The organism is Streptomyces sp. NPDC026515 (genome assembly GCF_055567595.1).
On record NZ_JBVHQD010000004.1, the window covers coordinates 428108 to 450966 of the forward strand.

The following is a 22859-nucleotide window of genomic DNA, read 5'->3' on the forward strand; positions in this document are numbered from 1 at the left end:
ACCACCCCCCTTTCCGCCTTCGCCTCACCTCTCGACTCTCCCTCCGGCCCGAACACGAAGGACAGCCATGCCCACGCTCCTCTCCCGACGCAGCCTGATCCGCGGCCTCACCACGGCGACCGCCGTCGCGACCCTCGCCACCGGGCTCGCCGCCTGCGGGGGCGACAGCGACGCGGCCACCACGACCGGCAGCGCCAAGAGCGGCGAGGTCGTCATCGGACAGGTCTCCAACGGCGCCGCCCAGCAGACCACCGTCAAGGTCTCCGAGGTCAAGTCCATCAGCGCCGAACTGCCCGCCGCCGTCCGCAAGAGCGGCAAGCTCGTCATCGGCGAGGGCGCCCTGCCCGCCGGATTCCCGCCGCTCGCCTACGTGGGCGGCGACCAGAAGACCCTCACCGGTTCCGAACCCGACCTGGGCCGCCTGGTGGCCGCGGTGTTCGGCCTCACCCCCGAGGTGAAGAACTTCACCTGGGAGAACATGTTCGTCGGCATCGACAGCGGCAAGGTCGACGTGGCCCTCTCCAACATCACCGACACCGAGGAGCGGAAGAGGAAGTACGAGTTCGCCTCCTACCGCCAGGACGACCTCGCCTTCACCGTCCCGAAGAAGAGCACCTGGAACTTCGCCGGGAACTACCAGAACCTCGCCGGCAAGACCGTCTCCGTCAGTGCCGGAACCAACCAGGAGAAGATCCTCCTGGAGTGGAAGGCCAAGCTGGCCAAGGAGGGCAAGAATCTGACGGTCAAGTACTACCAGGACAGCAACAGCGTCTACCTGGCCCTCGCCGGCGGCAAGATCGACGCGTACCTCGGACCCAACCCCGGCATCGCGTACCACAACAGGCAGACCGCGAACACGCCCGACGCCACCCGCACCGCGGGTACCTACTCCGGCGCGGGCGCCGGCCTCCAGGGCCTGATCGCCGCCACCGCGAAGAAGGACAGCGGCCTCGCCGAGCCGCTCGCCGACGCCATCAACTACCTGATCGACAACGGTCAGTACGCCCAATGGCTCAAGGCCTACAACCTCTCCGACGAAGCCGTCGCCAAGTCCGAGGTCAACCCGCCCGGACTGCCCCTCGACAACTCCTGATCCACCGTCAAGAGGTCATCCGGCGAGCAGAGAAGGGACCCCGCCCCGTGATACTCCAGACCGGCTCCCGCGGCGGCGTGGCCCCGCTCGGCAACGCCGTCCGGCCGGCCCTCGCCGGCCCGCACACCCACCTCGCGGAGCAGGTCGGCCGGGCCGCCCGTCACCCCGACGACGTGTACGGCTACGCCGCCCCCGCGGACCCCGCCGCCCCGGACGCCTGGGCCGACCTGCGCACGCCCGGCGGCCCGGGGACGGTCGTGAGGATCAAGCGGGTCGAGGAGGCGCCGCCCGGCCGGGCGGCGGTCGGCGACGGGACCGGCGTGCAGTTCGTCGGCACGGCGCTGCGGCCGGGCCCGCCCCCGAGGCGGTCCGGGTCGGGCCGGACGAGGTGCCCGAGATGCTGGACCTGGCCGCCCGCACCGAGCCCGGCCCGTTCCGTGAGCGGACCTCGAGAGGGGCGCCTGTCCCGCGATCCGGCTGTACGAGTCGACCGGCCTCACCGAGCGGCTGCGCACCCGCACCCTGCTGGTGCGCAGCCCGGGAACAACCACGGAAACCGGTCTGTTGTGAGCTACGACGAGATGTACGCGGAGCAGGCCGGGAGGTGCGGGACGTGACACGTGTCCTCAGTCCCAGCCGCCGTACCGTCCTGTACTCCCGGCCGCACATCGACCTGGCGCGCGTGGCCGGCGCGCTCTGTTGTTCCTGACCAGTCGTCCCCGCCGCGCCCCCTGGCACTCGGCGCGCCCACGTACGGACCCCTCAGGAAGGCATCCCCGTGTCCTCATCTCCCGCTTCACCCCCCGCTTCCCACCTGCACCTGGCCGTCGCCCTGGACGGCACCGGCTGGCACCCCGCGTCCTGGCGCGAGCCGTCCGCCCGCCCCCGGGACCTGTTCACCGCCGGCTACTGGGCCGATCTGGTCGCCGAGGCCGAACGCGGTCTCCTCGACTTCGTCACCATCGAGGACGGCCTCGGCCTGCAGTCCTCGCACTACGGCGAGCTCGACGGCCGCACCGACCAGGTCCGCGGCCGCCTGGACGCCGTGCTGATCGCGTCCCGGATCGCGCCGCTCTCCCACCACATCGGCCTGGTGCCGACGGTGATCGCGACCCACACCGAGCCGTTCCACATCTCCAAGGCGATCGCCACCCTCGACTACGTCAGCACCGGCCGTGCCGGTCTGCGGGTGCAGATCTCCGCCCGCCCGCACGAGGCGGACCACTTCGGACGCCGTACCTTCCCGCCGATCGACCTCGCACAACTGCGGTCACCGGCCGGGCAGCAGCGGCTCGCCGAGCACTTCGACGAGGCCGCCGACTACGTCGAGGCGGTGCGCCGGCTCTGGGACAGCTGGGAGGACGACGCCGAGATCCGGGACACCGCCACCGGCCGCTTCATCGACCGCGACAAGCTGCACTACATCGACTTCGAGGGCCGGCAGTTCAGCGTCAAGGGCCCCTCCATCACGCCGCGCCCGCCGCAGGGCCAGCCGCTCGTCACCGCCCTCGGCCACCAGACCGTGCCCTACCGGCTGATCGCCCGCCAGGCCGACGTCGGCTACGTCACCCCGAAGGACGGCGCCGACGCCCGCGCGATCGTCGCCGAGATCCGCGCCGAGCAGGAAGCCGCCGGACGGGCCGGCGAGACCGTGCACGTCTTCGGTGACCTCGTGGTCCTCCTCGACGACGACCGGGCCGCCGCCGACGCCCGCAAGGAGCGCCTCGACGCCCTCGACGGCGGCGAACTCGCCAGCGACGCCCGCGTCTTCACCGGCACTGCGGCCGAACTCGCCGACCTGCTGGAGGAGTTCGCCGCCGAAGGTCTCGCCGGGTTCCGGCTCCGGCCCGCCGTACTCGGCCACGACCTGCCGCGCATCACGGCGGACCTGGTCCCCGAACTCCAGCGCCGCGGCCGGTTCCGCACCGCCTACGAGGCGGACACCCTGCGCGGTCTGCTCGGGCTCGCCCGCCCCGCCAACCGCTACGCCGCCGTCTGAGCCGGAAGGACCGCACCCGACATGAGCAAGCCGCTGAAGCAGATCCACCTGGCCGCGCACTTCCCCGGCGTCAACAACACCACCGTGTGGAGCGACCCGGCCGCCGGCAGCCACATCGAGTTCAGCTCCTTCGCGCACTTCGCGAGGACCGCGGAACGCGCGAGGTTCGACTTCCTGTTCCTCGCCGAGGGCCTGCGCCTGCGCGAACAGGGCGGCAAGATATACGACCTGGACGTGGTGGGCCGCCCCGACACCTTCACGGTGCTGGCCGCGCTGGCCGCCGTCACCGAGCACCTCGGCCTGACCGGCACCATCAACTCCACCTTCAACGAGCCCTACGAGGTGGCCCGTCAGTTCGCCAGCCTCGACCACCTCTCCGGCGGCCGGGCCGCCTGGAACGTGGTCACCTCCTGGGACGCCTTCACCGGGGAGAACTTCCGGCGCGGCGGCTTCCTGCCGCAGCACGAGCGCTACTCCCGCGCCAAGGAGTTCCTCGCCACCGCGGGTGAGCTCTTCGACTCCTGGCACGGCGACGAGATCGTCGCCGACCAGGCGACCGGTACCTTCCTGAGCGACGCCAGGGCCGGGTCCTTCGTGCACCAGGGTCCGCAGTTCGACATCCACGGACAGTTCAACGTGCCGCGGTCCCCGCAGGGCCGCCCGGTGGTCTTCCAGGCCGGCGAGTCCGACGAAGGCCGTGAGTTCGCCGCCTCCAGCGCCGATGCCATCTTCAGCCGGTACGCCACCCTCGACGCCGGTCAGGCCTTCTACACCGACGTGAAGTCCCGGCTCGCCAAGTACGGCCGCCGTCCCGAGGACCTGCTGATCCTGCCCGCCGCCAGCTTCGTCCTCGGCGACACCGACGAGGAGGCCGAGGAGATCGCCCACCAGGTGCGCCGCCGGCAGGTCAGCGGGGCCACCGCCCTCAAGCACCTGGAGTTCGTCTGGAACCGGGACCTGTCGTCGTACGACCCGGAGGGGCCGCTGCCGGACGTGGACCCGCTGGTCAGCGAGGAGCACATCTCCCGGGGCCGGGCCCAGGTCCGGATGTACCGCGACCCGGTCGCCATCGCCCGCGAGTGGCGGGAGCTCGCCGAGGCCAACAAGTGGTCCATCCGCGACCTCGTGATCAACACCGGCAACCGGCAGACCTTCGTCGGCTCCCCGGCCACCGTCGCCCGCACGATCAACGACTTCGTGCAGGCCGACGTCTCCGACGGCTTCATCCTGGTCCCGCACATCACCCCCGGCGGCCTCGACACCTTCGCCGACACGGTCGTCCCGCTCCTCCAGGAGCAGGGCGTCTTCCGCACCGAGTACGAGGGCACCACCCTGCGCGACCACCTCGGCCTCGCCCACCCGGACGAGCCCCGGGGCGAGCGGGCGGCCTCGTGAGATTCCTGGCGATCACCCTGATCGTGCACCGCCCGGACCCGGTCACGGGCAGACGGAAGTCCACCCAGGAGCGGTTCCGGGAGGTCCTCGGCAACGCGGTACTGGCCGAGGAGCTGGGCTTCGACGGCTTCGCCCCGGGGGAGGGTGCCGAGGTCGAGGTGTGGATCCTGGGGAGCAGCGGTGGTGAGAGCGCACGGGTCGCGGGCGAGCGGGGCCTGCGGTTCGCCGCCAACTACCACGTCAGCCCGTCCACGGTCCTGGAGGCGGTGGACGGCTGCCGGTCCGGCTTCCAGCCCTCGGGCGTCCTCGGCAAGCCCTACGTCAGCGTCTCCGCCGACGTCGTGGTCGCCGAGGACGACGCCACCGCCCGTGAACTCGCCGCCGGCTACGGCGCCTGGGTCCGCAGCATCCGCACCGCCGAGGAGGCCAGGGCCCACGTCTGGACGGACGAGGACCGGGCACTGGTCCAGGACCGCCTCGACACCCGGTTCGTGGGCAGTCCGCGGCACGTCGCCGACCGCCTGCAGCAGCTCCAGGAGGCCACCGGCGCCGACGAGCTGCTCATCACGACGATCACCCACGACCAGGCCGACCGGGTCCGCTCCTACGAACTGCTCGCGCGGGAGTGGGCCCGGCGCTGACGGCACACAGGCAGGACTGCGAGACGTCTCCCTCCCCCGAAGGTGACGTCTCGCAGCCGCTTCCCCCGCGCCGGACTGGTGGTCCGACCTCCGCGTCGCGGTCGTGCCGGTCTACCAGCACATGACCGCTGTCTCCCCCGACCCCCACGTGGAATGGAGACGGACGCGGACGAAATAGCGCCGGCCCTTGACGAGCCGGACCCAGAGCCCGGTGTTGTGCGGGGCGCCCCCGTCGTCGTGGCCGGCGAGGTAGCGCGGTTCCCCGTCGCGCTCCTCGAAGACCACGACGACGCAGTCGCTCTCTCCGAAGGTGCCCACGCGGTACACGCGGGTCTCCGGCGGCGCCACGGTGAAGTCCGCCTGCTCGCCCGGACCGAGCCCGAGCGGCGCCGACCGGAACGGCACCAGCGGGGCCGGGACGTCGGCGGGCGGATACCAGCGGAGCACGAACTCCTTGTCGGCCGGGGACAGCGAACCCGGCGGGTACAGGCCGTTGTGGTACTGCTCCGGCTCCAGGATCAGCCCCGGGCCGAACGGGAACTGCATCACGGACTGCGGGTCCCACACCGGACCGTTGGCCTCGGCCGGGTCCAGCTTCCGCAGGACGCTGGCGTCCGTCCGGTCCCGGCTCCAGTGGTTCGGCGGTCCGGCGAGGTCGGCGTAGACCGCCTCGTCGTCCCAGTGGACCCCGGCGAACGGGCTCTGGTGCTCGTGCCGCATCCCGAGGGCGTGCCCGATCTCGTGCAGGGCCGTCCAGCGGCCGCCGGGCTCGGTCAGGTCCCAGCCCAGGTTCATGGTGCGCTCGCCGGCGCCCACCGAGAGCGCGTCCCGGCCGACCTCCGACCAGGAGCCGTCCCCCAGCTGGAAGCCGATCCGCAGCTCGGCCTCGCACCTGTCCGAGACCTCGGCGAACGTCACCCCGATACCGAGGTCCTGCCACTCCCGGAAGCACTCGCGCACCACGTCCAGCTGCTCCCTGGCGCCGGCCCACGGCACCCGGCGGGTCTCCCCGGTCCCCGGGATGGGGATCACCGAGGCATCGGTGTCGGCGTCGAGGAAGCAGTAGTGCAGGACGGTGCCGTTGACCCACATCCGCCGCCCGCCGATCAGCGCGCCGAGCCGCTCGGCGGCCAGCCCCGGGGCGAACGCCGGGACCGACTGCCGCGGGAGCGAGCAGTAGCGTCGGGTCATGCGCCCAGACTGCCGTTCCCCCCGCCCGGCCGCCTGAGTCGCAAGCTACTCAAGTCCCCCTGTATCAGAGCTGAGCAACGCGACTCCTACTCATGTGACGAGCTACGAACAGGACACGCGGACCCTTTGGCCGTCCTGGCCGTTCACCGGCCGGGAGGTCGAACTCGAGCTGGTCAGGCGGTCGCTGGGCATCGGCCGGCAGGGTGTGGTGGTGACCGGACCGGCCGGCGGCGGCAAGACCCGGCTGATCACGGAGGCCGTGCGGGGCACCGACTGCGTCCGCGTGACCGGCACCCCCGAGACCTCCGCCCTCCCCTTCGCGGCGTTCGCGCACCTGCTCCCCGGCGGGCTCTCACTGCCCGGCGCGATCCGGCACCTGTCGGGAGTACGGCTCCTCGTCGTCGACGACGCCCACCTCCTCGACGAGGCCTCGGCCGCCCTCGTCCACCAGCTCGCCGTGCACGGCCGCACCCGGCTCGTGGTCGCCGCCACCGACCCGGCACCCCTGCCCGGCGCGGTCTCCCGGCTGTGGACCGGTGAACTCCTCACCCGTCTCGCCCTGGAGCCGCTGCCGTACGACGAGACGGCCCACCTGCTCGCCGGCGGCGGCCTGGAGCCGCTCACCGTGCGCCGGCTGCACCGGGTGTGCCGGGGCGACCTGCGGCTGCTGCGGGACCTGCTCGGCGCACTGCACGAGACCGGCGCGCTGGACCGGGTCGCGGACACCGGCGAGTGGGCCTGGCACGGCCCGCTGCCGCTCACCGCGACCGTACGGGACCGGATCGCCCCCCTCCTTGACCGGCCGGATCCCGGTGAGCGCGACACCCTCGAACGGCTCGCCTTCGCCGAGCCGCTGCCGCCGCACCTCGACGAAGGACTCGACCTCGGCATCCTCGAACGGCTGGAGACCGACGGCCTGATCCATGTCGACGACCGGGGCGCGGTCCGACTCGCCCACCCGCTGCACGGCCCCGCGCTGCGCGCCCGCGCCGGCCGGCTCCGGGCCCGCCGCCTGGCCCGCACCCCGGCCCAGTGCGAGCCCGCCCTGAAGGACGAGCAAGAACAACTAAGCCAATCTGTCGACCAGTTGGACGTACGGGAGGTGCCGGCCCCAGTGGGGGAGTGGCTGGCCGCGGGGGGCCTGCCCGTACCGGCCGGGTACGCGGCGGTGCGTGCCCGGTACTCGTGGCTTCGGGGGGAGCTGCGAGAGGCGGCGGCGTGGGCGAGGGAGGGACTGCGGACGGCGCCGGGGGACGCCTCCTGCCGTTTCGAACTCGCCCGTGCCGCCGCCGAGTCGGGAGAAGCTGCCGTAGTGCGCGGGGACGGGGGTCTCGCGCACTACGGCGCGGTCCGGCGGGGGGATCCGGCGGGGGCCGCCGGGCGGCTGGACGGCGTCCTGGCCCGGCATGCGGAGGCCCTGGCGCGGGGCGACGGGCCCGCCCTGGACCGGGCCGCGGAGGGGCTCGCCGAACGGGGTCTGCTGCTGTTCGCAGCCGAGGCCCACGCCCAGGCGGTCCGCGCGCACCGCGACCCGCGGGCGGCCCGGATGTCACGCACCCGCGCCGTCGCCCTCGCCCGTCGCTGCCAGGGCGCCCGCACCCCGGCCCTGTCCGGCCTGGTCCTCGGTGAACTCACCGCCCGGCAGCGGCAGATCGTCACGCTCGCCGCGACCGGTCTGAGCAACCGCCAGATCGCCGAGCGGCTGACCCTGTCCGTACGCACGGTGGGCAATCACCTCTACGGCGCGTACACCCGCCTCGGTGCGAGCGACCGGGCGGCACTGCCGTGGCTGATGGAGGAACCCGAGCGGAAATCGGCGTGAACGATCCCGTGCCCCACAGGGGCGCGGGGAACGGCGCGATCAGCCACGACGGCGCCGCACCCGGCCGAACCGCGACCGGCTCGGCTCAGGCCGCCCCGAACGCCGCGAACGCCCACCCCGTCGCCTGATGGACCGCATCGCCCGGCAGGGCGGCCCGGGCGTCCCGCAGTGCCTCCGCCAGCGAGAGGCCCGCGCCGAGCCCCTTGTGCAGGGCCAGCATCAGCGGGACCACGGCCGCGTCGTTGACCGGCGCGCTGCTCGCCACCACGCCGGCTGTCCCAAGCGGCAGCAACGCCGTGACCAGGCCGAGGAGTTCGTCGGCGCCGACGGAGGCGAGCCGGGCGGTGTCGCAGCTGGAGAGGATGATCCGGTAGGGGCTGCGGGCGAGGCGCTCGAAGTCGTGGACGATCAGCGGGCCGTCGGCCATGCGCAGCGAGGAGAAGAGCGGGCTGTCGGCGCGGAAGGTGCCGTGCGCCGCGATGTGCGCCAGCGCCGCCCCGTCCAGTTCGCGCAGGACGCGGGGGACGTGGGCCTCCTCGTCTTCGAGGATCCGGGCCGTCGCGTACTGCCCTGCCACCTCGGGCACCTCCGCGCCCCCGGTGGCCAGTCCCGGCCCGCGAACGAGCACATGACGGCCGCCGGGCGGCGGCTCGGTCTCCCGGGCCCGCAGCCAGCTCCCCGCCGACGGCGACACGCTGAGCACCCGCTCCCGCAGCGAGGGCAGCAGGGCCCACGGCACCCGGTGCAGCGCCCCCGGCGGGACGATCACCACCGGCCCCGAGCCGAGCTGGTCCGCCGCCGCGCCCAGCAGCAGTTCCTCCAGGCGCCGCCCGGCCGCCTCCACCACCGCGAGCCGCCGCTCCGCCCCCGGATGCGCGAGCCGCCGCAGCCCGGCCTGGACGTGTTCCGCCTCGGCGACCGCCTCCGCCAGCAGGCCGCCCTCGAAGCGCCGTACCCGGCCCTGCCCGCACAGCAGGATGTGCACCCGCCCCTCCAGCACGGCCAGTTCGACCAGGCGGGCGTCGCCGAGCCGGTCGAGCAGCCGGGCCGGGTCGAAACGGTCACCCCCGCCGGGGCCGTCACCGTGCATGTGATGGGTGCGGGAGCGGATCTCCCCTTCCAGGCGGCGCTGTTCACGCTCCAGGGCGGGCACCGGGCGGCCCTGCCTGCGGGCGTCCTCCGCCCGGGAGGCGATCTCACGGAACGCGGTGAGCGAGGTGAGCAGGGCCGGGTCGGCGGGCGGCCGGGTCGGGGGAGTGGACAGGACCGTGGCCCGCCAGCGCTCGCTCCACTCCAGGAGCCGCCGTGGGCCGCCGTGCGCCAGGCTCGCCTGCTGGGCCAGCGCGGCCAGCTCCGCGCCCTGCGCGGTGGCCCGGGCCCGCAACTCCGAGGCGCCCAGCGTCATCCGGTGGTCGTCCAGGACGTCCAGGCCCCGCCGGCAGGCCTCCAGCACACCCCGCCGCGAACCCGCCACCCGGGCGCGCAGCGCCTGCGCCGCCCAGCCGGTCATCCGGGCCAGCGGCGGTCCGCCGTGCCTGCTGCGCGCGGCCACCGCCAGGTGCCGTTCCGCGTCGGCGGTCCAGCCCAGCGCCAGCGCGATCCGGCCCGCGAGCAGCGAGGCCTCCGGCGCGGCCGGCGCCCCGAAGGACGCCAGCTGGTCGGCGACCGCCGCCGCCTCCTGCACCAGCCGTCCCGAGGCGGCCCCGCCCGCCACCCGTGCCTCGATCAGCACCAGCCGGGCATGGGTCTCCCACCAGCTGCGCCGCTGCCCCGAGAAGAGCCGGACGGCGACCGCGGCGCGGGCGATGGCGGTCTGCGCGTCCCCCGCCGATCGCGCGGCCCGGGCGGCGGCCAGCAGCAGCTCGGCCTTGCGCGTGGACTGCCCGCCGAGCCGGTCCAGCGCCGCGATGGCCGCGTCCGCCTCGGCCAGCGCCTCGGGCGCCAGCCCGGCCGCCATCAGCACCTCGCAGCGCCGGATGTACAGCATGAACGTCGGAGTTCCCAGCTCGGCGTACCGCTCCTCGGCCTCGGCGAGCAGCCGCAGGGACGCCGGGATGTCGCCCGCGCGGAACGCGGCCAGGCCCCGGCTCTCCACCGCGTCCGCCTTGTCGTGCTCCTGGCCCGTCGTCTCCCACAGCAGCTCCGCCGCCGTGAAGTCCGCGTCGGCCCGGTCCACCGCGCCGAGGGCCAGATGCACCGTGGCCCGCAGCGTCAGCGCCCGGGCCGTCCAGATGACGTCGTCGGCCTGCCGCAGCACGGGTATCGCCCGCCGTACGTCCTCCAGGGCCTCCTTGTGCCGGCCCAGCACCCACCACACGTACGCCCTGCGGTACAGCACCCGGGCCCGGGTGTGCCCGCTGCCCCGCGCCACCCCGCGCTCGAACGCGGTCAGCCCCTCCCGGGTGCGCCCCGCGTGCACCAGCGCGACCCCGAGCGTGGCGAGGACGTCCGCCTCCCGCTCCGCCGAGTCCGCGCGCGCCGCGAAGTCCCGGGCGCGCCGCAGATGGTCGAGGGCGACGCCGAGGTCCCCGAAGTCCCGTTGCCAGATGCCGATGACCTGGTGGGCGACGGACGCGTCCAGCGGCGGCGGATCGGACCGCAGGACCCGCTCCGCACGTGCCAGGGCCTCGCCGGGGGCGGCGAACACCATCGGCAGGAGTTCCGCAACCGATTCGCTTCGCGCAGTCACCCCTCGGATGGTAGTGGCCTGGACATACATGCCCCACTGGTTTGGCGCTGTATCAGACGGGCTGCGCGAGACTCTGACTGAAGAACGCCGTTTCTGGGGGAGGACGACAGGCCATGGCACCTCAGCGATTCCACGAGCAGTTCGATCAGATCCAGCGCTCCATGCCGGACGTTCCGCTGGCGATGGGGCCGGACGACTCCGCGGAGTTCCTCTACGAGAAGGGGGTCGTCCTCGCCCGGGACGGAGAGGAGGCCCGAGTCGTCGAGGACACCGTGCGCGCCCACTTCACCGCCACCACCGGCCTGGTAGCCGACCACGTGCGGCGGGCCGGCCCGGAGACCAACCGCACCGGAATCACCCGCATCCAGGTCGGCGACCCGAACCACGGCGACCGGACCGGCGACCGTGCGGTCGGCCACGCGCTGCGCGCGCTGCGGGAGCCGGAGGGCCGTGCCGGACGCCGGCTGGTCAGCCGTAACCACGTGGTGTCCACCACCCCGGGCGTCAACGCCTGCAATCCCTGCGAGCCCCTGCCCGCGCTGCTCACCCAGACGCCCAACCCCGGTCCGGTGAGCGGGAGTCACGATCCCCAGACCGCCGTGGGCGTGCTGGTGATCGACACCGGCCTGGTGCACGACTACCGCTCCTACCCGCTGCTCGACCGCGTCCAGGGCGATCCGCAGCTGACCGAGACGGACGCCGACGGCATCCTCCAGCAGTACGTCGGCCACGGCACGTTCATCGCCGGACTCGTCGCGGCGCTGGCGCCCAACACCGACATCACCGTCACCAACACCCTCAACGACGCGGGCGCCATCCTGGAGTCCGAGTTCGGAGGGAAGCTCTTCGAGGCCGTCGACCGGCACGGCTGGCCCGCGATCATCAGCCTCTCCGCGGGCACCCCGAACGGCAGTACCGCGGGCCTGCTCGGCATGGAGGCCTTCATGGAGGCCCTGCGCGAGCAGCCCACCCTGCTCGTCGCCGCCGCGGGCAACAACGCGAGCGCCACCCCGTTCTGGCCCGCCGCCTACGCGGACGTGCCCGGCTACGAGAACTCGGTCCTCTCGGTCGGCGCGCTGCGCAGCGACGGCGAGTACGGCGCCTGCTTCACCAACCACGGCGGCTGGGTCAAGGTCTACGCCCCCGGCGAGCAACTCACCGGCGCCCTCGCCGGGTTCGACGCCCCGGTGCCGTACGTGTACCAGCACACCACCTACGAGGCCTGCCGGTTCGGCTTCACCTACGCCTGCACCTGCCAGTACCCGCGCCACACCGGCGTGTTGACCGACACCGGGGCCACCGGCCCCGGCAAACCGGACCAAGTCATGTTCGAAGGGTTCGCACAGTGGAGCGGAACGTCGTTCGCCACCCCCATCGCCGCCGGCCTCGTCGCCGACCGGATGAACACGGCCCAGGAGCCGGACCCGCGTGCCGCGCGCACCCAACTCCTGGCGGGGATCACGGATTACGCCGAGGTACGCGGGGCGCACGTACCGGCGCTCCGCCCGGCGAGCTGGCAGCCGGTCCCGGTCGTACGGCTGGCTCCTCCGGCCTGAGTTCCGGAACACTCCACTCCACGGCGTACCATGACTTGCCGTACACGAGGGGTGGGACCGTGGACCGAGCAGAGGTCGGCGCGCTGGTCCAGTCCGCCGTCGACGGCGACGCGGCGGCCTGGAAGGCGCTCGTGGAGGGGCTGAGCCCACTGGTGTGGTCCGTGGTGCGCGCGCATCGGCTCTCCGACGCCGACGGGCACGAGGTGTACCAGACCGTGTGGTTCCGCTTCGCCCAGCACCTGGGCCGGATCCGGGAGCCCGACAAGGCGGGCTCCTGGCTGGCCAGCACGGCACGCAACGAGTGCCTGAAGGTGATCCGCGGGCTGACCCGCCTGCTGCCCACCGACGATCCGCAGGTACTGGACCGGGTCAGCGAGGACCGTACGCCCGAACAGTCCCTGATCGACGCGGAGGACCGGGCGGACGAGGCCGAGCGGATCCGTCTGCTGTGGCAGGAGTTCGAGGAACTAGGCGACCGGTGCAGGCAGTTGCTGCGGGTCCTGATGGCCTCGCCGCCGCCCAGCTATGTCGAGGTGTCCGTGGCGCTGGGTATCGCGGTGGGCAGCATCGGCCCGCTGCGCCAGCGCTGTCTGCGCCGGCTGCGGGCCCGGCTCGACGCGAGGGGTGCGGTATGAGCGACGACGGGTTCCCGGTGGAGGAGGACCTCGAGGGCACCGGGTTCGACGCGGACCTCCTGGAGGAGGAGCTGCGCCAGGCGGCCGCCGTCCTCGACCCGCTCCCGGCCGGACTGCTCCAACTGGCCATGGACGCCTACGTGCTGCACGACCTGGACGCCCGGATCGCCGAGCTGACCTTCGACTCCCTGGTCGACGCCATCCCGGTCAGAGGGGCCGAGGCCCCGCCCCGGATGCTGACCTTCCAGGCGGGCGACCTCACCGTGGACATCGAGGTCACCGGCGACGGACTGCTCGGGCAGGTGCTGCCCCCGCAGTCCGCGCGGATCGAGGTGCTCGGCGGTCCGGCGGCGGCCCGTCCGCTCACGGCCGACGGCATGGGCCGCTTCGCCAGTGACACCGCGCCCGCCGGCCCGTTCGCGCTCCGGCTGCACGCCGGCGGGGACGTGATCGTCACGGAGTGGCTGCGGGCCTGAGTCCGGCACCGTCTCACCGGGTGCCGGGCAGGGTCCGCGGCCCACGGATCATCGTCCTGCGGGGCCACCGCACGGACTTCGCCGGTCCGCGTGTCCCGCGGGGGGCGCTCCAGCCGGAGGGTCAGGGGGCGACGGAGTCCACGAGCGCGGCGAGCGCGACGGCCAGCCGGTCCGCCCCCGCCCCCGCCGGTCCGCCCGGCTCCGTCATGTAGAGGTCGCGCCGGATCTCGATCATCAGGGCGCCGACCCGCGCGTCCGACCCGTAGAACTCCAGCGGCACGTAGGCCCCGCCGAACGGGCTGTCCAGCCCTGTCCCCCCGCACTCCGCGAAGGCCTCGCGGGCCGCCGCCGTCAGGCCGGTCGGCGTGTGGAAGCCGTCCGTACCCAGACACACCGGCGGCCGCGGCCCCGCACCGTGCAGCTCGTACGGCAGCGCCCGGCTCGGATAGGAGTGGACGTCGATCACCACGGCCCGTCCGGTCGCCGCCAGCCGCCCGGCGACGGCCTCCGCCATCGCCCGGGCGTACGGCCGGAAGTACCGCTCGACCAGGGGTCCTTGATCGAACGGCTCGTCCCGCAGCACACCGCGGTGCGTGGTCCGCGTGTACACGGCCCCCATCCCGACGGCGAGCATCTCCTCCCGCTCGTCCGGGAACCGCTCCGGGTCCACCACCAGCCGGGACAGCCGGTTGACGAACCGCCAGGGCCGCACCCCGGCGAGCCCGGCCGCCGCCTCGGCGAGTTCGGCCGTGTGCGCGTCCGTGATGTGGTCCAGCTCCCGCTCCAGCGCGCCGTCGTCGAGCACGATGCCGCTGCGCACCCCCGCCGGGATCGTCCGTGCCGAGTGCGGCACGTGCAGGATCACCGGCGACTCGGCGGCGCCGGGCAGCAGTTCGTAGGACGGCTCGGACACGGGCGGCTCCCGGGGCGTTGTCTGTCAGGGGCAGGGCGCAGGATCAAGGTGTCACATCGCCCAGGGAGACAGCCGGCGGTCTCCGGGTCACGCCCGGGTCCGCGGTTTCGCGGACGTGGACGTCGCGGAGCCGATCGCGACCAGGGGGCGGTGAGTCCTCAGGCCAGCAGCTCCCGCAGCAGCGTGCCCACCTGCTCCGTCTCGATCAGGAAGCCGTCGTGCCCGTACGGCGACTCGATCAGCCGCAGTCCGTCGGCGGCGGGGATCAGCGCGGCCAGCTCGGCCTGCTGGGCCGGGGGATAGAGGCGGTCGGAGTCCACGCCCGCCACCAGGGCGCGGGCCGTGACCCGGCCGAGCGCCGCGCGCAGCCCGCCCCGGTCGCGGCCGGCGTCATGGGCGTTCATCGCCTCCGACAGGACGACGTAACTGCCCGCGTCGAAGCGCCCGGTCAGCTTGGCGGCGTGGTGGTCGAGGTACGACTCGACCTGGTAGCGGCCGCCGGCGAAGGGGTTCTCGGCGCCCTGCGCCGCCCGGCCGAAGCGCACCGCGAGTTCCGGTTCGCTGCGATAGGTGACATGGGCGATCCGGCGGGCCAGGCCCAGGCCCGTGTGCGGGGCGCGGCCGGTGCCGTGGTAGTCGCCGCCCTGCCAGTGCGGGTCGGCGCGGATCGCGGAGAGCTGCATGGCGGACCACGCGATCTGCTCCGCGCTCGCCGCCGCCGTCGTGGCGAGCAGCAGCAGCGCGCCGACCCGCTCCGGGTAGGACACCGCCCACTCCAGGGCCCGCATCCCGCCCATCGAGCCGCCGGCCACCAGCGCCCAGCGCCCGATGCCCAGGGCGTCGGCCAGCCCGGCCTCGGCGGCGACCTGGTCCCGCTGGGTCAGGAAGGGGAACGCACCGCCCCAGCGCCCGCGTCCGCCGGCGCGCGGGGAGGACGGGCCGGTGCTGCCCCGGCAGCCGCCCAGGACGTTCGGGGCGACGACGAACCAGCGGTCGGTGTCCAGCGCCAGGCCCGGTCCGACCACGCCGTCCCACCAGCCCGGGGTCGGATGTCCCGGCCCGGCGGGCCCGGCGACATGGCTGTCACCGGTGAGCGCGTGCAGTACGAGCACGGCGTTGCCGGCGTCGGGGGCGAGCCGGCCCCAGGTCTCGAACGCCAGCCGCGGCCCCGGCAGTTCGCCGCCCGCCTCCAGGGGCAGCGGCTTCTCCGCCGCGTACCACTGCCTGCGGCCCGGCGGATCCCCCTCCCGCCAGGCCACCGCGGCCGGCGGCAGGGGCACCCCGTGCGGCGGTACGGCGTTCAGGACGCGGCGCCCTTGGCGGCGCGGAATCCGGCCTCCAGGTCGGCCTTGAGGTCGGCCAGGTTCTCGATGCCGACCGACAGCCGCACCAGGCCCGGCGCGGTCCCGGTCGCCGTCAGCTGTTCCTCGTCCAGCTGGCTGTGGGTGGTGGACGCCGGATGGATGATCAGGCTGCGGACGTCCCCGATGTTCGCGAGATGGCTGAACAGCTCGACGGCGTCCACGAAACGCTTGCCCGCCTCGATCCCGTCCCTCAGCTCGAAGGAGACGATCGCGCCCGCCCCGCGCGGCAGATACCGCTGCCCCGCCCCGTACCAGCGGCTGGAGGGCAGGCCCGGATAGTGCACGGCGGCCACCTCGTCCCGCTGCTCCAGCCACTCGGCCAGGGCCAGCGCGTTCGCGGAGTGCCGCTCCAGCCGCAGGCTCAGCGTCTCCACGCCCTGGAGCAGCAGGAACGCCGAGTGCGGGGAGAGCGCCGGGCCGAGGTCGCGCAGCAGCTGCACCCGCAGCTTGGTCGCGTACGCGCCCGGGCCGAGCGCCGGCCAGTAGCGCAGCCCGTGGTAGCTGGGGTCGGGTTCGGAGAAGTCGGGGAAGCGGTCGGAATGTGCGCCGAAGTCGAAGCCGCCGCCGTCCACGACCACACCCGCGATGGCCGTGCCGTGCCCGCCGAGGAACTTGGTCGCCGAGTGCACCACGATGTCGGCGCCGTGTTCGAGAGGCCGCAGCAGATAGGGGGTCGGGACCGTGTTGTCCACGATCAGCGGCACGCCCGCCGCGTGCGCCACGTCCGCGACCGCCCGCACGTCGAGCACGTTGCCGCGCGGGTTGCCCAGCGTCTCCGCGAACAGCGCCTTGGTGTTCGGACGGACGGCCGCCCGCCAGGCCCCGGCGTCGTCCGGGTCGTCCACGAAGGACACCTCGATGCCGAACCTGGGCAGCGTGTGCCGGAACAGGTTGTAGGTGCCGCCGTACAGGGACGTGCTCGACACGATGTGGTCGCCCGCACTCGCCAGCGTCAGGATCGCCAGCGTCTCCGCCGCCTGCCCGGAGGACAGCGCCACCGCCGCGACCCCGCCCTCCAGGGCGGCGACCCGCTGCTCGAAGACGTCCTGGGTGGGGTTGTGGATGCGGGTGTAGATGTTGCCGGGCTCGGCGAGGGCGAACAGGTCGGCGGCGTGCCGGGTGTCGCGGAACACGAACGACGTCGTCTGGTAGATCGGCGTCGCCCGGGCGCCGGTCGTCGGGTCCGGGACCGCCCCGGCGTGGACCTGCCGGGTCTCGAAGGACCAGGCCGGGGTGTCGGGTCCGGTGGGCGGCTCCTCGGGCGTGTGACCGGCGGTGACGGAGTCGATGGGCTGGCTCATGGTGCTGCTCCTCGTGCGGGAAGGCAGGACGGCGTGCGCGTGCGGGCACGCGTCGGCAGGACGGGGCAGGACGGGGCAGGAGGGGAGGGGAGGGGAGGGCCGGAGCGTCAGCTCTCGGCGCGACACCCCGTGGTGGTGGCACGCGCGTGATCGACATGGCGTCGGGTCACCAGCACCGTCATGAGTCGGGCGAACCACAGCGGGGCACGGCGGACCAGCCGCCCGCCGCCCGCGACACGCGGACTTCACGAACGACATACGCACGTCACGAAGGGCGCACATGGCTCCGCCCCGGCGGGCGGGATGCCTGCCGGGGCGGAGATTCGGGAACCCTCGGCGGGTTCCCGGAGCCAGGGGGCCGGCTCAGAGGGCGGCGAGCGCCGCGTTCCAGGTGGCCGACGGGCGCATGACCGCGTCCGCCTTGGCCTTGTCGGGCTGGTAGTAGCCGCCGATGTCGGCCGGGGAGCCCTGGACGGCGAGCAGCTCGTCGACGATCTGCCGCTCGTTGGCGGCGAGCGTCTCGGCGAGCGGCGCGAACGCCTTGGCGAGCTCGGCGTCGTCGGTCTGGCGGGCCAGCTCCTGCGCCCAGTACAGCGACAGGTAGAAGTGGCTGCCGCGGTTGTCGATGCCGCCGACGCGACGGGTCGGGGACTTGTCCTCGTTGAGGAAGGTCGCCGTGGCGCGGTCGAGGGTGTCGGCCAGCACCTTGGCCCGGGCGTTGCCGGTGGCCGTGGCGTACTGCTCGAAGGACGGGACGAGCGCGAAGAACTCGCCGAGGGAGTCCCAGCGCAGGTAGTTCTCCTTGAGCAGCTGCTGCACGTGCTTCGGCGCGCTGCCGCCGGCGCCCGTCTCGAAGAGGCCACCGCCCGCCATCAGCGGGACGACCGACAGCATCTTGGCGCTGGTGCCCAGCTCCAGGATCGGGAAGAGGTCGGTCAGGTAGTCACGGAGCACGTTGCCGGTGACGGAGATGGTGTTCTCGCCGCGGCGGATGCGCTCCACGGACAGCTTGGTGGCCTCGACCGGCGCGAGGATCCGGATGTCCAGACCCTCGGTGTCGTGCTCCGGCAGGTACTGCTTGACCTTGGCGATCAGCTGCGCGTCGTGGGCGCGGCCCTCGTCCAGCCAGAAGACGGCCGGGTCGCCGGTGGCGCGGGCGCGGGTGACGGCCAGCTTCACCCAGTCCTTGATCGGCGCGTCCTTGGTCTGGCAGGCGCGGAAGATGTCACCGGCGGCGACCGGCTGCTCGATCACGGCGTTGCCGGCCGCGTCGACCAGGCGGACCGTGCCGGCGGTGGCGATCTCGAAGGTCTTGTCGTGGGAGCCGTACTCCTCGGCCTTCTGCGCCATCAGGCCCACGTTCGGGACCGAGCCCATGGTGGACGGGTCGAAGGCGCCGTTGGCCCGGCAGTCCTCGATCACGGCCCGGTAGACACCGGCGTAGGAGGAGTCCGGGATGACCGCGAGGGTGTCGGCCTCCTGGCCGTCCGGGCCCCACATGTGGCCGGAGGTGCGGATCATGGCCGGCATCGACGCGTCGATGATGACGTCGGAGGGCACGTGCAGGTTGGTGATGCCCTTGTCGGAGTCGACCATCGCCAGCGCCGGGCCGTCGGCGATCTCGGCGTCGAAGGAGGCCTTGATCTCGGCGCCCTCGGGCAGGTTCTCCAGGCCCTTGAGGATGCCGCCCAGACCGTCGTTCGCGCTGAGGCCGGCCGCCTTGAGGGTCTGGCCGTACTTCGCGAACGTCTTCGGGAAGAAGACGCGCACCACGTGACCGAAGATGATCGGGTCGGAGACCTTCATCATCGTGGCCTTGAGGTGCACGGAGAACAGCACGCCCTCCTGCTTGGCGCGGGCGATCTGCGCGGCCAGGAAGTCGTTGAGCTGGGCGACGTGCAGCACGGAGGCGTCCACGACCTCGCCCGCCAGGACCGGTACGGAGTCCTTGAGCACGGTCGTGGTGCCGTCCTCGGCGACCAGCTCGATCTTCAGGGCGCCGGCCTCGGAGATCACCACGGACTTCTCGGTGGAGCGGAAGTCGTTCTCGCCCATGGTGCTGACATCGGTCTTGGACTCGGAGGTCCAGGCACCCATGCGGTGCGGGTGGGTCTTGGCGTAGTTCTTGACCGACGCGGGGGCACGGCGGTCCGAGTTGCCCTCACGCAGGACCGGGTTCACGGCGGAACCCTTGATCTTGTCGTAGCGGGCGCGGATCTCGCGCTCCTCGTCGGTCTTCGGGTCGTCCGGATAGTCCGGCAGCGCGTAGCCCTTGCCCTGGAGCTCGGCTACGGCGGCCTTGAGCTGCGGGATCGACGCCGAGATGTTCGGCAGCTTGACGATGTTGGCCTCGGGCGTCTTGGCCAGGTCGCCCAGCTCGGCCAGGGCGTCCGGGACGCGCTGGTCCTCGTTCAGGTACTCCGGGAAGTGGGCGATGATGCGCCCGGCCAGCGAGATGTCGCGGATGTCCACGGCGACACCGGCCTGCGAGGCGTACGCCTGGATCACCGGCAGGAACGAGTGCGTCGCGAGGGCCGGGGCCTCGTCTGTGTAGGTGTAGAAGATGGTCGAGTCAGTCACCGGGTGCTCCGCTCCACGTCTGCAACATTGCTCGACATCAAGATATCTCGTGAACGACCCGGGCTCGACAGGGGTCCGCGACTCGGAGGATCCGTTTGTCATACGGCAGGCAACCGGATCGGTCAAAAGGGTGGTCAAGAGGAACGAGCCACCATCGACCGACGGCCGGAGCGACCATCCGGCCGCCCGAGCGAAAGCGGACCATGAGAAATCGCACCAGAGTGACGGCCCCGGCGGCCGCCCTGCTCGGCACGGCGGCCGTGCTGGCCACGGGGACCCCGGCCCTTGCGCGTCCCTTCTCCACGGGGGAGAAAAGCGGCGACGCGGGGGCCGGGGGCAAGACGCCCGCACCGGGCCCCGAGACCCTCGGCGACCCCGTCTACCCGGCCCTCGGCAACGACGGCTACCGGGTCCTCGCCTACCACCTCGACCTCGCCTACGACGCCACCACCCGCCTGGTCGACGGCACCGCGACGCTGCGCGTCCGCAGCACCCGACAGCTGTCCCGCCTCTCCCTGGACGCGCTCGGCCTCGACATACGCGCCGTGCGCGTGGACGGCCGCGCGGCCGCCTTCGAGCAGGCCGACGAGAAGCTGCGCATCACCCCGGCCCGCCCGCTGCGGGAGGACGACCACGTCACCGTGTGCGTGGAGTACGGCGCCGACCCGAGCCGCACTCTCCCGCACACCGCCTGGGTGCCCACCCCGGACGGCTTCGCCGTCTGCCCGCAGCCGAACTCCGCGCACACCGTCTTCCCGTGCAACGACCACCCCTCGGACAAGGCGGACTTCACCTTCCGCATCACGGTCCCGAGCGGTCTGCGCGGGGTCGCGAACGGCAGCGCGACCCGCACCGAACGCCTCCCCGGCGACCGGACGGCCTTCTCGTACCGGTCCCGCGCGCCGATCGCCACCGAACTCGTCCAGATCACCGTGGGCGACTACGTGATCAAGGACCGGCAGGGCCCGCACGGCCTGCCGCTGCGCGACGTCGTCCCGGTCGCCCGCGCCGCCGCCCTCGAACCGGCGCTCGCCCTGACCGCCGGCCAGGTGGCGTGGCTGGAGGACCGGCTCGGCGTGGCCTTCCCGTTCGAGACGTACGGCCTGCTGCCCTGCAACTCCGACGACCCGGACGCCTTCGACTTCACGGGCCTGGAGACCCAGACCCTCACCCTCTACAAGCCGAACTTCCTGCTCCAGGAGGAGGCGAAGATCGGCTCGCACATGATGCACGAGCTGGTCCACTCCTGGTTCGGGAACCTGGTCTCCCCGGCCACCTGGGCCGACCTCTGGCTGAACGAGGGGCACGCCGACTTCTACGGGCTGCTCTACCGCTACGAACGCGGCTGGCCGGACTCCCTCGGCATGACCACCATGGAGGCCCGGATGAAGGACACCTACGCCCGCGGTGACCAGTGGCGCCACGACTCGGGGCCGGTGGCGGCCCCGGACGCGGTCAACCTCTTCGACAGCCAGCGCTACCTCGGCGGCGTCCTGACGCTGTACGCCTTCCGCGAGCTGGTCGGCGAGGACGTCTTCCACCGGGTCGAGCGCACCTTCCTGGACCGCTTCCGGAACCGCTCGGCCTCGACGGAGGACTACATCGCCGTCGCCTCCGAGGTCTGCGGCCAGGACCGGTCGGGCTTCCTGCGCGACTGGCTCTACGGGACCACCACCCCGCGGATGCCCAACCACCCCGACTGGACGGTCACCCCGGTGACCCCGACCCCGGCGGCCCCGCACCGCCTGCGCGGAGGCCACCACCACGACAACTCCGCGACCCTGTAAGCGGCACGGCAGGGGGCTGGGGCGTGTTGCGAAAGTCCCGCCTGCCGCGCGACATGCCCTAGTCGGTGTGCGTCAGGCCCGGCCGCAGATCGTCCGGGACGCGCTGCTGCGGGATCACCACGGCCCCCTGCTGGAGCGCGACCGTGCGGGTCGGGGACGGGATGCGGATGCCCTCCTCGCGGTAGCGGCGGTGCAGGCGCTTGATGAACTCGTGCTTGATCCGGAACTGGTCGCTGAACTCGCCGACGCCCAGGATCACCGTGAACCCGATCCGCGAGTCGCCGAAGGTGTGGAAGCGGATGGCCGGTTCGTGCTCCGGGACCGCGCCGGTGATCTCGGTCATGGTCTCGGCGATGACCTCGTGCGTGATGCGCTCGACCTGGTCAAGGTCGCTGTCGTAGCTCACGCCCACCTGGACCAGGATCGTCAACTGCTGCTCGGGGCGCGTGTAGTTGGTCATGTTCGTCTTCGCCAGCTGGCCGTTGGGGACGACCACCAGGTTGTTGGAGAGCTGACGGACGGTCGTCTGCCGCCAGTTGATGTCCACGACGTAGCCCTCCTCGCCGCTGCTCAGCTGGATGTAGTCGCCCGGCTGCACGGTCTTGGAGGCCAGGATGTGGATGCCCGCGAAGAGGTTGGCCAGGGTGTCCTGGAGCGCCAGCGCGACCGCGAGGCCGCCGACGCCCAGGGCGGTGAGCAGGGGCGCTATGGAGACGCCCAGCGTCTGGAGCACCACCAGGAAGCCGATCGCCAGGACCAGCACCCGGGTGATGTTCACGAAGATCGTGGCCGACCCGGCGACCCCGGAACGGGACTGGGTGACCGACTGCACCAGGCCGGCGATCACCCGCGCCGCCGAGACCGTCACCGCGAAGATGAGCAGCACCTTCAGGCACTGGTCGGTGTGGTGCTGGACGGTCCTGGTCAGCGGCAGCACCGCCGCCGCGGATGCCGCGCCGCCCGTCAGCGCCGCCCACGGGACCACCGTGCGCAGCGCGTCCACGACGACGTCGTCACCGCTCCAACGGGTCCGCTTCGCGTGCTTGGCCAGCCAGCGCAGCACGCCGCGCGACAGAAAGGCCAGCAACAGGCCCGCGGCCAGAGCGATGCCGGCCAGGACCAGGTCATCGACGGTGAGCGCTCGGTCCACCGGTTACCTCCCATTCGATTGTGCAACTGCTCATCCTGCCGTATCCACGGACCCGAATCCGCACAGAGGTTCGCGCGGCGGACCCCGGCGGCCGGTACGGCGGTGAGGCCGATGGGGATCGAACTCCCGCGAAAGACAGCCCGGTTGGCTCCGGCCGTCGTGCGCCGGCAGGCTGCCCCCTTCGCCCGGCGGCCCTCGCGCGCACCGGCGACACCCCGCACCCCGCACCCCGAACCCGGGGCCCGTTCCGCCCCGTCGCCTTGCCGC

At 73.1% G+C, this 22859-nt stretch carries 17 protein-coding genes and 1 pseudogene; 11 read left to right on the top strand and 7 right to left on the bottom strand.

Annotation, left to right across the window (positions count from 1 at the left end; all coding sequences use genetic code 11):
• Positions 1 to 67: 67 nt before the first annotated feature.
• From ACZ4O3_RS10425 to ACZ4O3_RS10450, 6 genes and pseudogenes are all read left to right on the top strand, one after another.
• Positions 68 to 1093 (top strand): transporter substrate-binding domain-containing protein, encoded by a 1026-nt coding sequence (locus ACZ4O3_RS10425; protein WP_362727844.1) that lies wholly within the window; start codon positions 68 to 70, stop codon positions 1091 to 1093.
• A gap of 47 nt (positions 1094 to 1140) precedes the next feature.
• The gene (locus tag ACZ4O3_RS10430) at positions 1141 to 1710 is read left to right on the top strand and encodes a hypothetical protein (protein ID WP_467721875.1); all 570 of its coding nucleotides are present in this window, start codon (positions 1141 to 1143) and stop codon (positions 1708 to 1710) included.
• A complete protein-coding gene (locus ACZ4O3_RS10435) occupies positions 1707 to 1802 on the top strand; it encodes a putative leader peptide (RefSeq protein ID WP_362725870.1) in 96 nt (31 codons plus the stop codon). The genes ACZ4O3_RS10430 and ACZ4O3_RS10435 overlap by 4 nt, the downstream gene beginning before the upstream one ends.
• Positions 1803 to 1871: 69 nt before the next feature.
• On the top strand, positions 1872 to 3092 hold the full coding sequence (locus ACZ4O3_RS10440; protein WP_362725868.1) for an LLM class flavin-dependent oxidoreductase: 1221 nt from the start codon (positions 1872 to 1874) through the stop codon (positions 3090 to 3092).
• Positions 3093 to 3113: 21 nt separating this feature from the next.
• Positions 3114 to 4487 (top strand): NtaA/DmoA family FMN-dependent monooxygenase, encoded by a 1374-nt coding sequence (locus ACZ4O3_RS10445; RefSeq protein WP_362725866.1) that lies wholly within the window; start codon positions 3114 to 3116, stop codon positions 4485 to 4487.
• A gap of 134 nt (positions 4488 to 4621) precedes the next feature.
• Positions 4622 to 5128, top strand: a pseudogene (locus ACZ4O3_RS10450) (LLM class flavin-dependent oxidoreductase); the annotation flags it as partial.
• A gap of 111 nt (positions 5129 to 5239) precedes the next feature.
• Here the strand turns inward: ACZ4O3_RS10450 and absR1 are convergent.
• A complete protein-coding gene (gene absR1 / locus ACZ4O3_RS10455; protein ID WP_362725863.1) occupies positions 5240 to 6319 on the bottom strand; it encodes a beta-glucuronidase AbsR1 in 1080 nt (359 codons plus the stop codon).
• A 94-nt stretch (positions 6320 to 6413) separates the two neighbouring features.
• Between absR1 and ACZ4O3_RS10460 the strand changes: the two genes are divergently transcribed.
• Entirely contained in the window at positions 6414 to 8141 is a 1728-nt protein-coding gene (locus tag ACZ4O3_RS10460; protein ID WP_467721876.1) for a LuxR family transcriptional regulator AbsR2, read from the top strand.
• A gap of 85 nt (positions 8142 to 8226) precedes the next feature.
• Here ACZ4O3_RS10460 and ACZ4O3_RS10465 read toward each other — a convergent pair whose 3' ends face one another.
• Entirely contained in the window at positions 8227 to 10791 is a 2565-nt protein-coding gene (locus tag ACZ4O3_RS10465; RefSeq protein ID WP_467721917.1) for a CHAT domain-containing protein, read from the bottom strand.
• Between the two features lie 152 nt (positions 10792 to 10943).
• On the opposite strand from ACZ4O3_RS10465, the gene ACZ4O3_RS10470 reads away from it, so the two are divergent.
• The 3 genes from ACZ4O3_RS10470 to ACZ4O3_RS10480 are packed head-to-tail and all read left to right on the top strand — an operon-like array spanning position 10944 to position 13497.
• On the top strand, positions 10944 to 12386 hold the full coding sequence (locus ACZ4O3_RS10470) for a S8/S53 family peptidase (RefSeq protein WP_362728464.1): 1443 nt from the start codon (positions 10944 to 10946) through the stop codon (positions 12384 to 12386).
• A gap of 35 nt (positions 12387 to 12421) precedes the next feature.
• Positions 12422 to 13021, top strand: coding sequence for an RNA polymerase sigma factor (locus ACZ4O3_RS10475; protein WP_362728466.1), 600 nt, complete (start codon positions 12422 to 12424; stop codon positions 13019 to 13021).
• Positions 13018 to 13497, top strand: coding sequence for a hypothetical protein (locus ACZ4O3_RS10480; protein ID WP_362728468.1), 480 nt, complete (start codon positions 13018 to 13020; stop codon positions 13495 to 13497). Before ACZ4O3_RS10475 ends, ACZ4O3_RS10480 begins: the two co-directional genes overlap by 4 nt.
• A gap of 121 nt (positions 13498 to 13618) precedes the next feature.
• On the opposite strand, the gene ACZ4O3_RS10485 is transcribed toward ACZ4O3_RS10480, so the two are convergent.
• From ACZ4O3_RS10485 to ACZ4O3_RS10500, 4 genes are all read right to left on the bottom strand, one after another.
• Complete coding sequence (locus tag ACZ4O3_RS10485; protein WP_467721877.1) at positions 13619 to 14410, bottom strand: N-formylglutamate amidohydrolase; 792 nt, start codon at positions 14408 to 14410, stop codon at positions 13619 to 13621.
• A 158-nt stretch (positions 14411 to 14568) separates the two neighbouring features.
• Positions 14569 to 15714, bottom strand: a complete 1146-nt coding sequence (gene metX / locus ACZ4O3_RS10490) for a homoserine O-acetyltransferase MetX (RefSeq protein WP_467721918.1) — start codon at positions 15712 to 15714, stop codon at positions 14569 to 14571.
• Complete coding sequence (locus ACZ4O3_RS10495) at positions 15711 to 17075, bottom strand: bifunctional o-acetylhomoserine/o-acetylserine sulfhydrylase (protein ID WP_362717622.1); 1365 nt, start codon at positions 17073 to 17075, stop codon at positions 15711 to 15713. Before ACZ4O3_RS10495 ends, metX begins: the two co-directional genes overlap by 4 nt.
• 363 nt (positions 17076 to 17438) lie before the next feature.
• On the bottom strand, positions 17439 to 19655 hold the full coding sequence (locus ACZ4O3_RS10500; protein WP_467721878.1) for an NADP-dependent isocitrate dehydrogenase: 2217 nt from the start codon (positions 19653 to 19655) through the stop codon (positions 17439 to 17441).
• Positions 19656 to 19858: 203 nt separating this feature from the next.
• On the opposite strand from ACZ4O3_RS10500, the gene ACZ4O3_RS10505 reads away from it, so the two are divergent.
• Complete coding sequence (locus tag ACZ4O3_RS10505; protein WP_467721879.1) at positions 19859 to 21442, top strand: M1 family metallopeptidase; 1584 nt, start codon at positions 19859 to 19861, stop codon at positions 21440 to 21442.
• 58 nt (positions 21443 to 21500) lie between these two features.
• Here the strand turns inward: ACZ4O3_RS10505 and ACZ4O3_RS10510 are convergent, their stop codons facing one another.
• Positions 21501 to 22592: a mechanosensitive ion channel family protein gene (locus ACZ4O3_RS10510; RefSeq protein ID WP_467721880.1), complete on the bottom strand. Its 1092-nt coding sequence runs from the start codon at positions 22590 to 22592 to the stop codon at positions 21501 to 21503.
• Between the last annotated feature and the right edge of the window lie 267 nt (positions 22593 to 22859).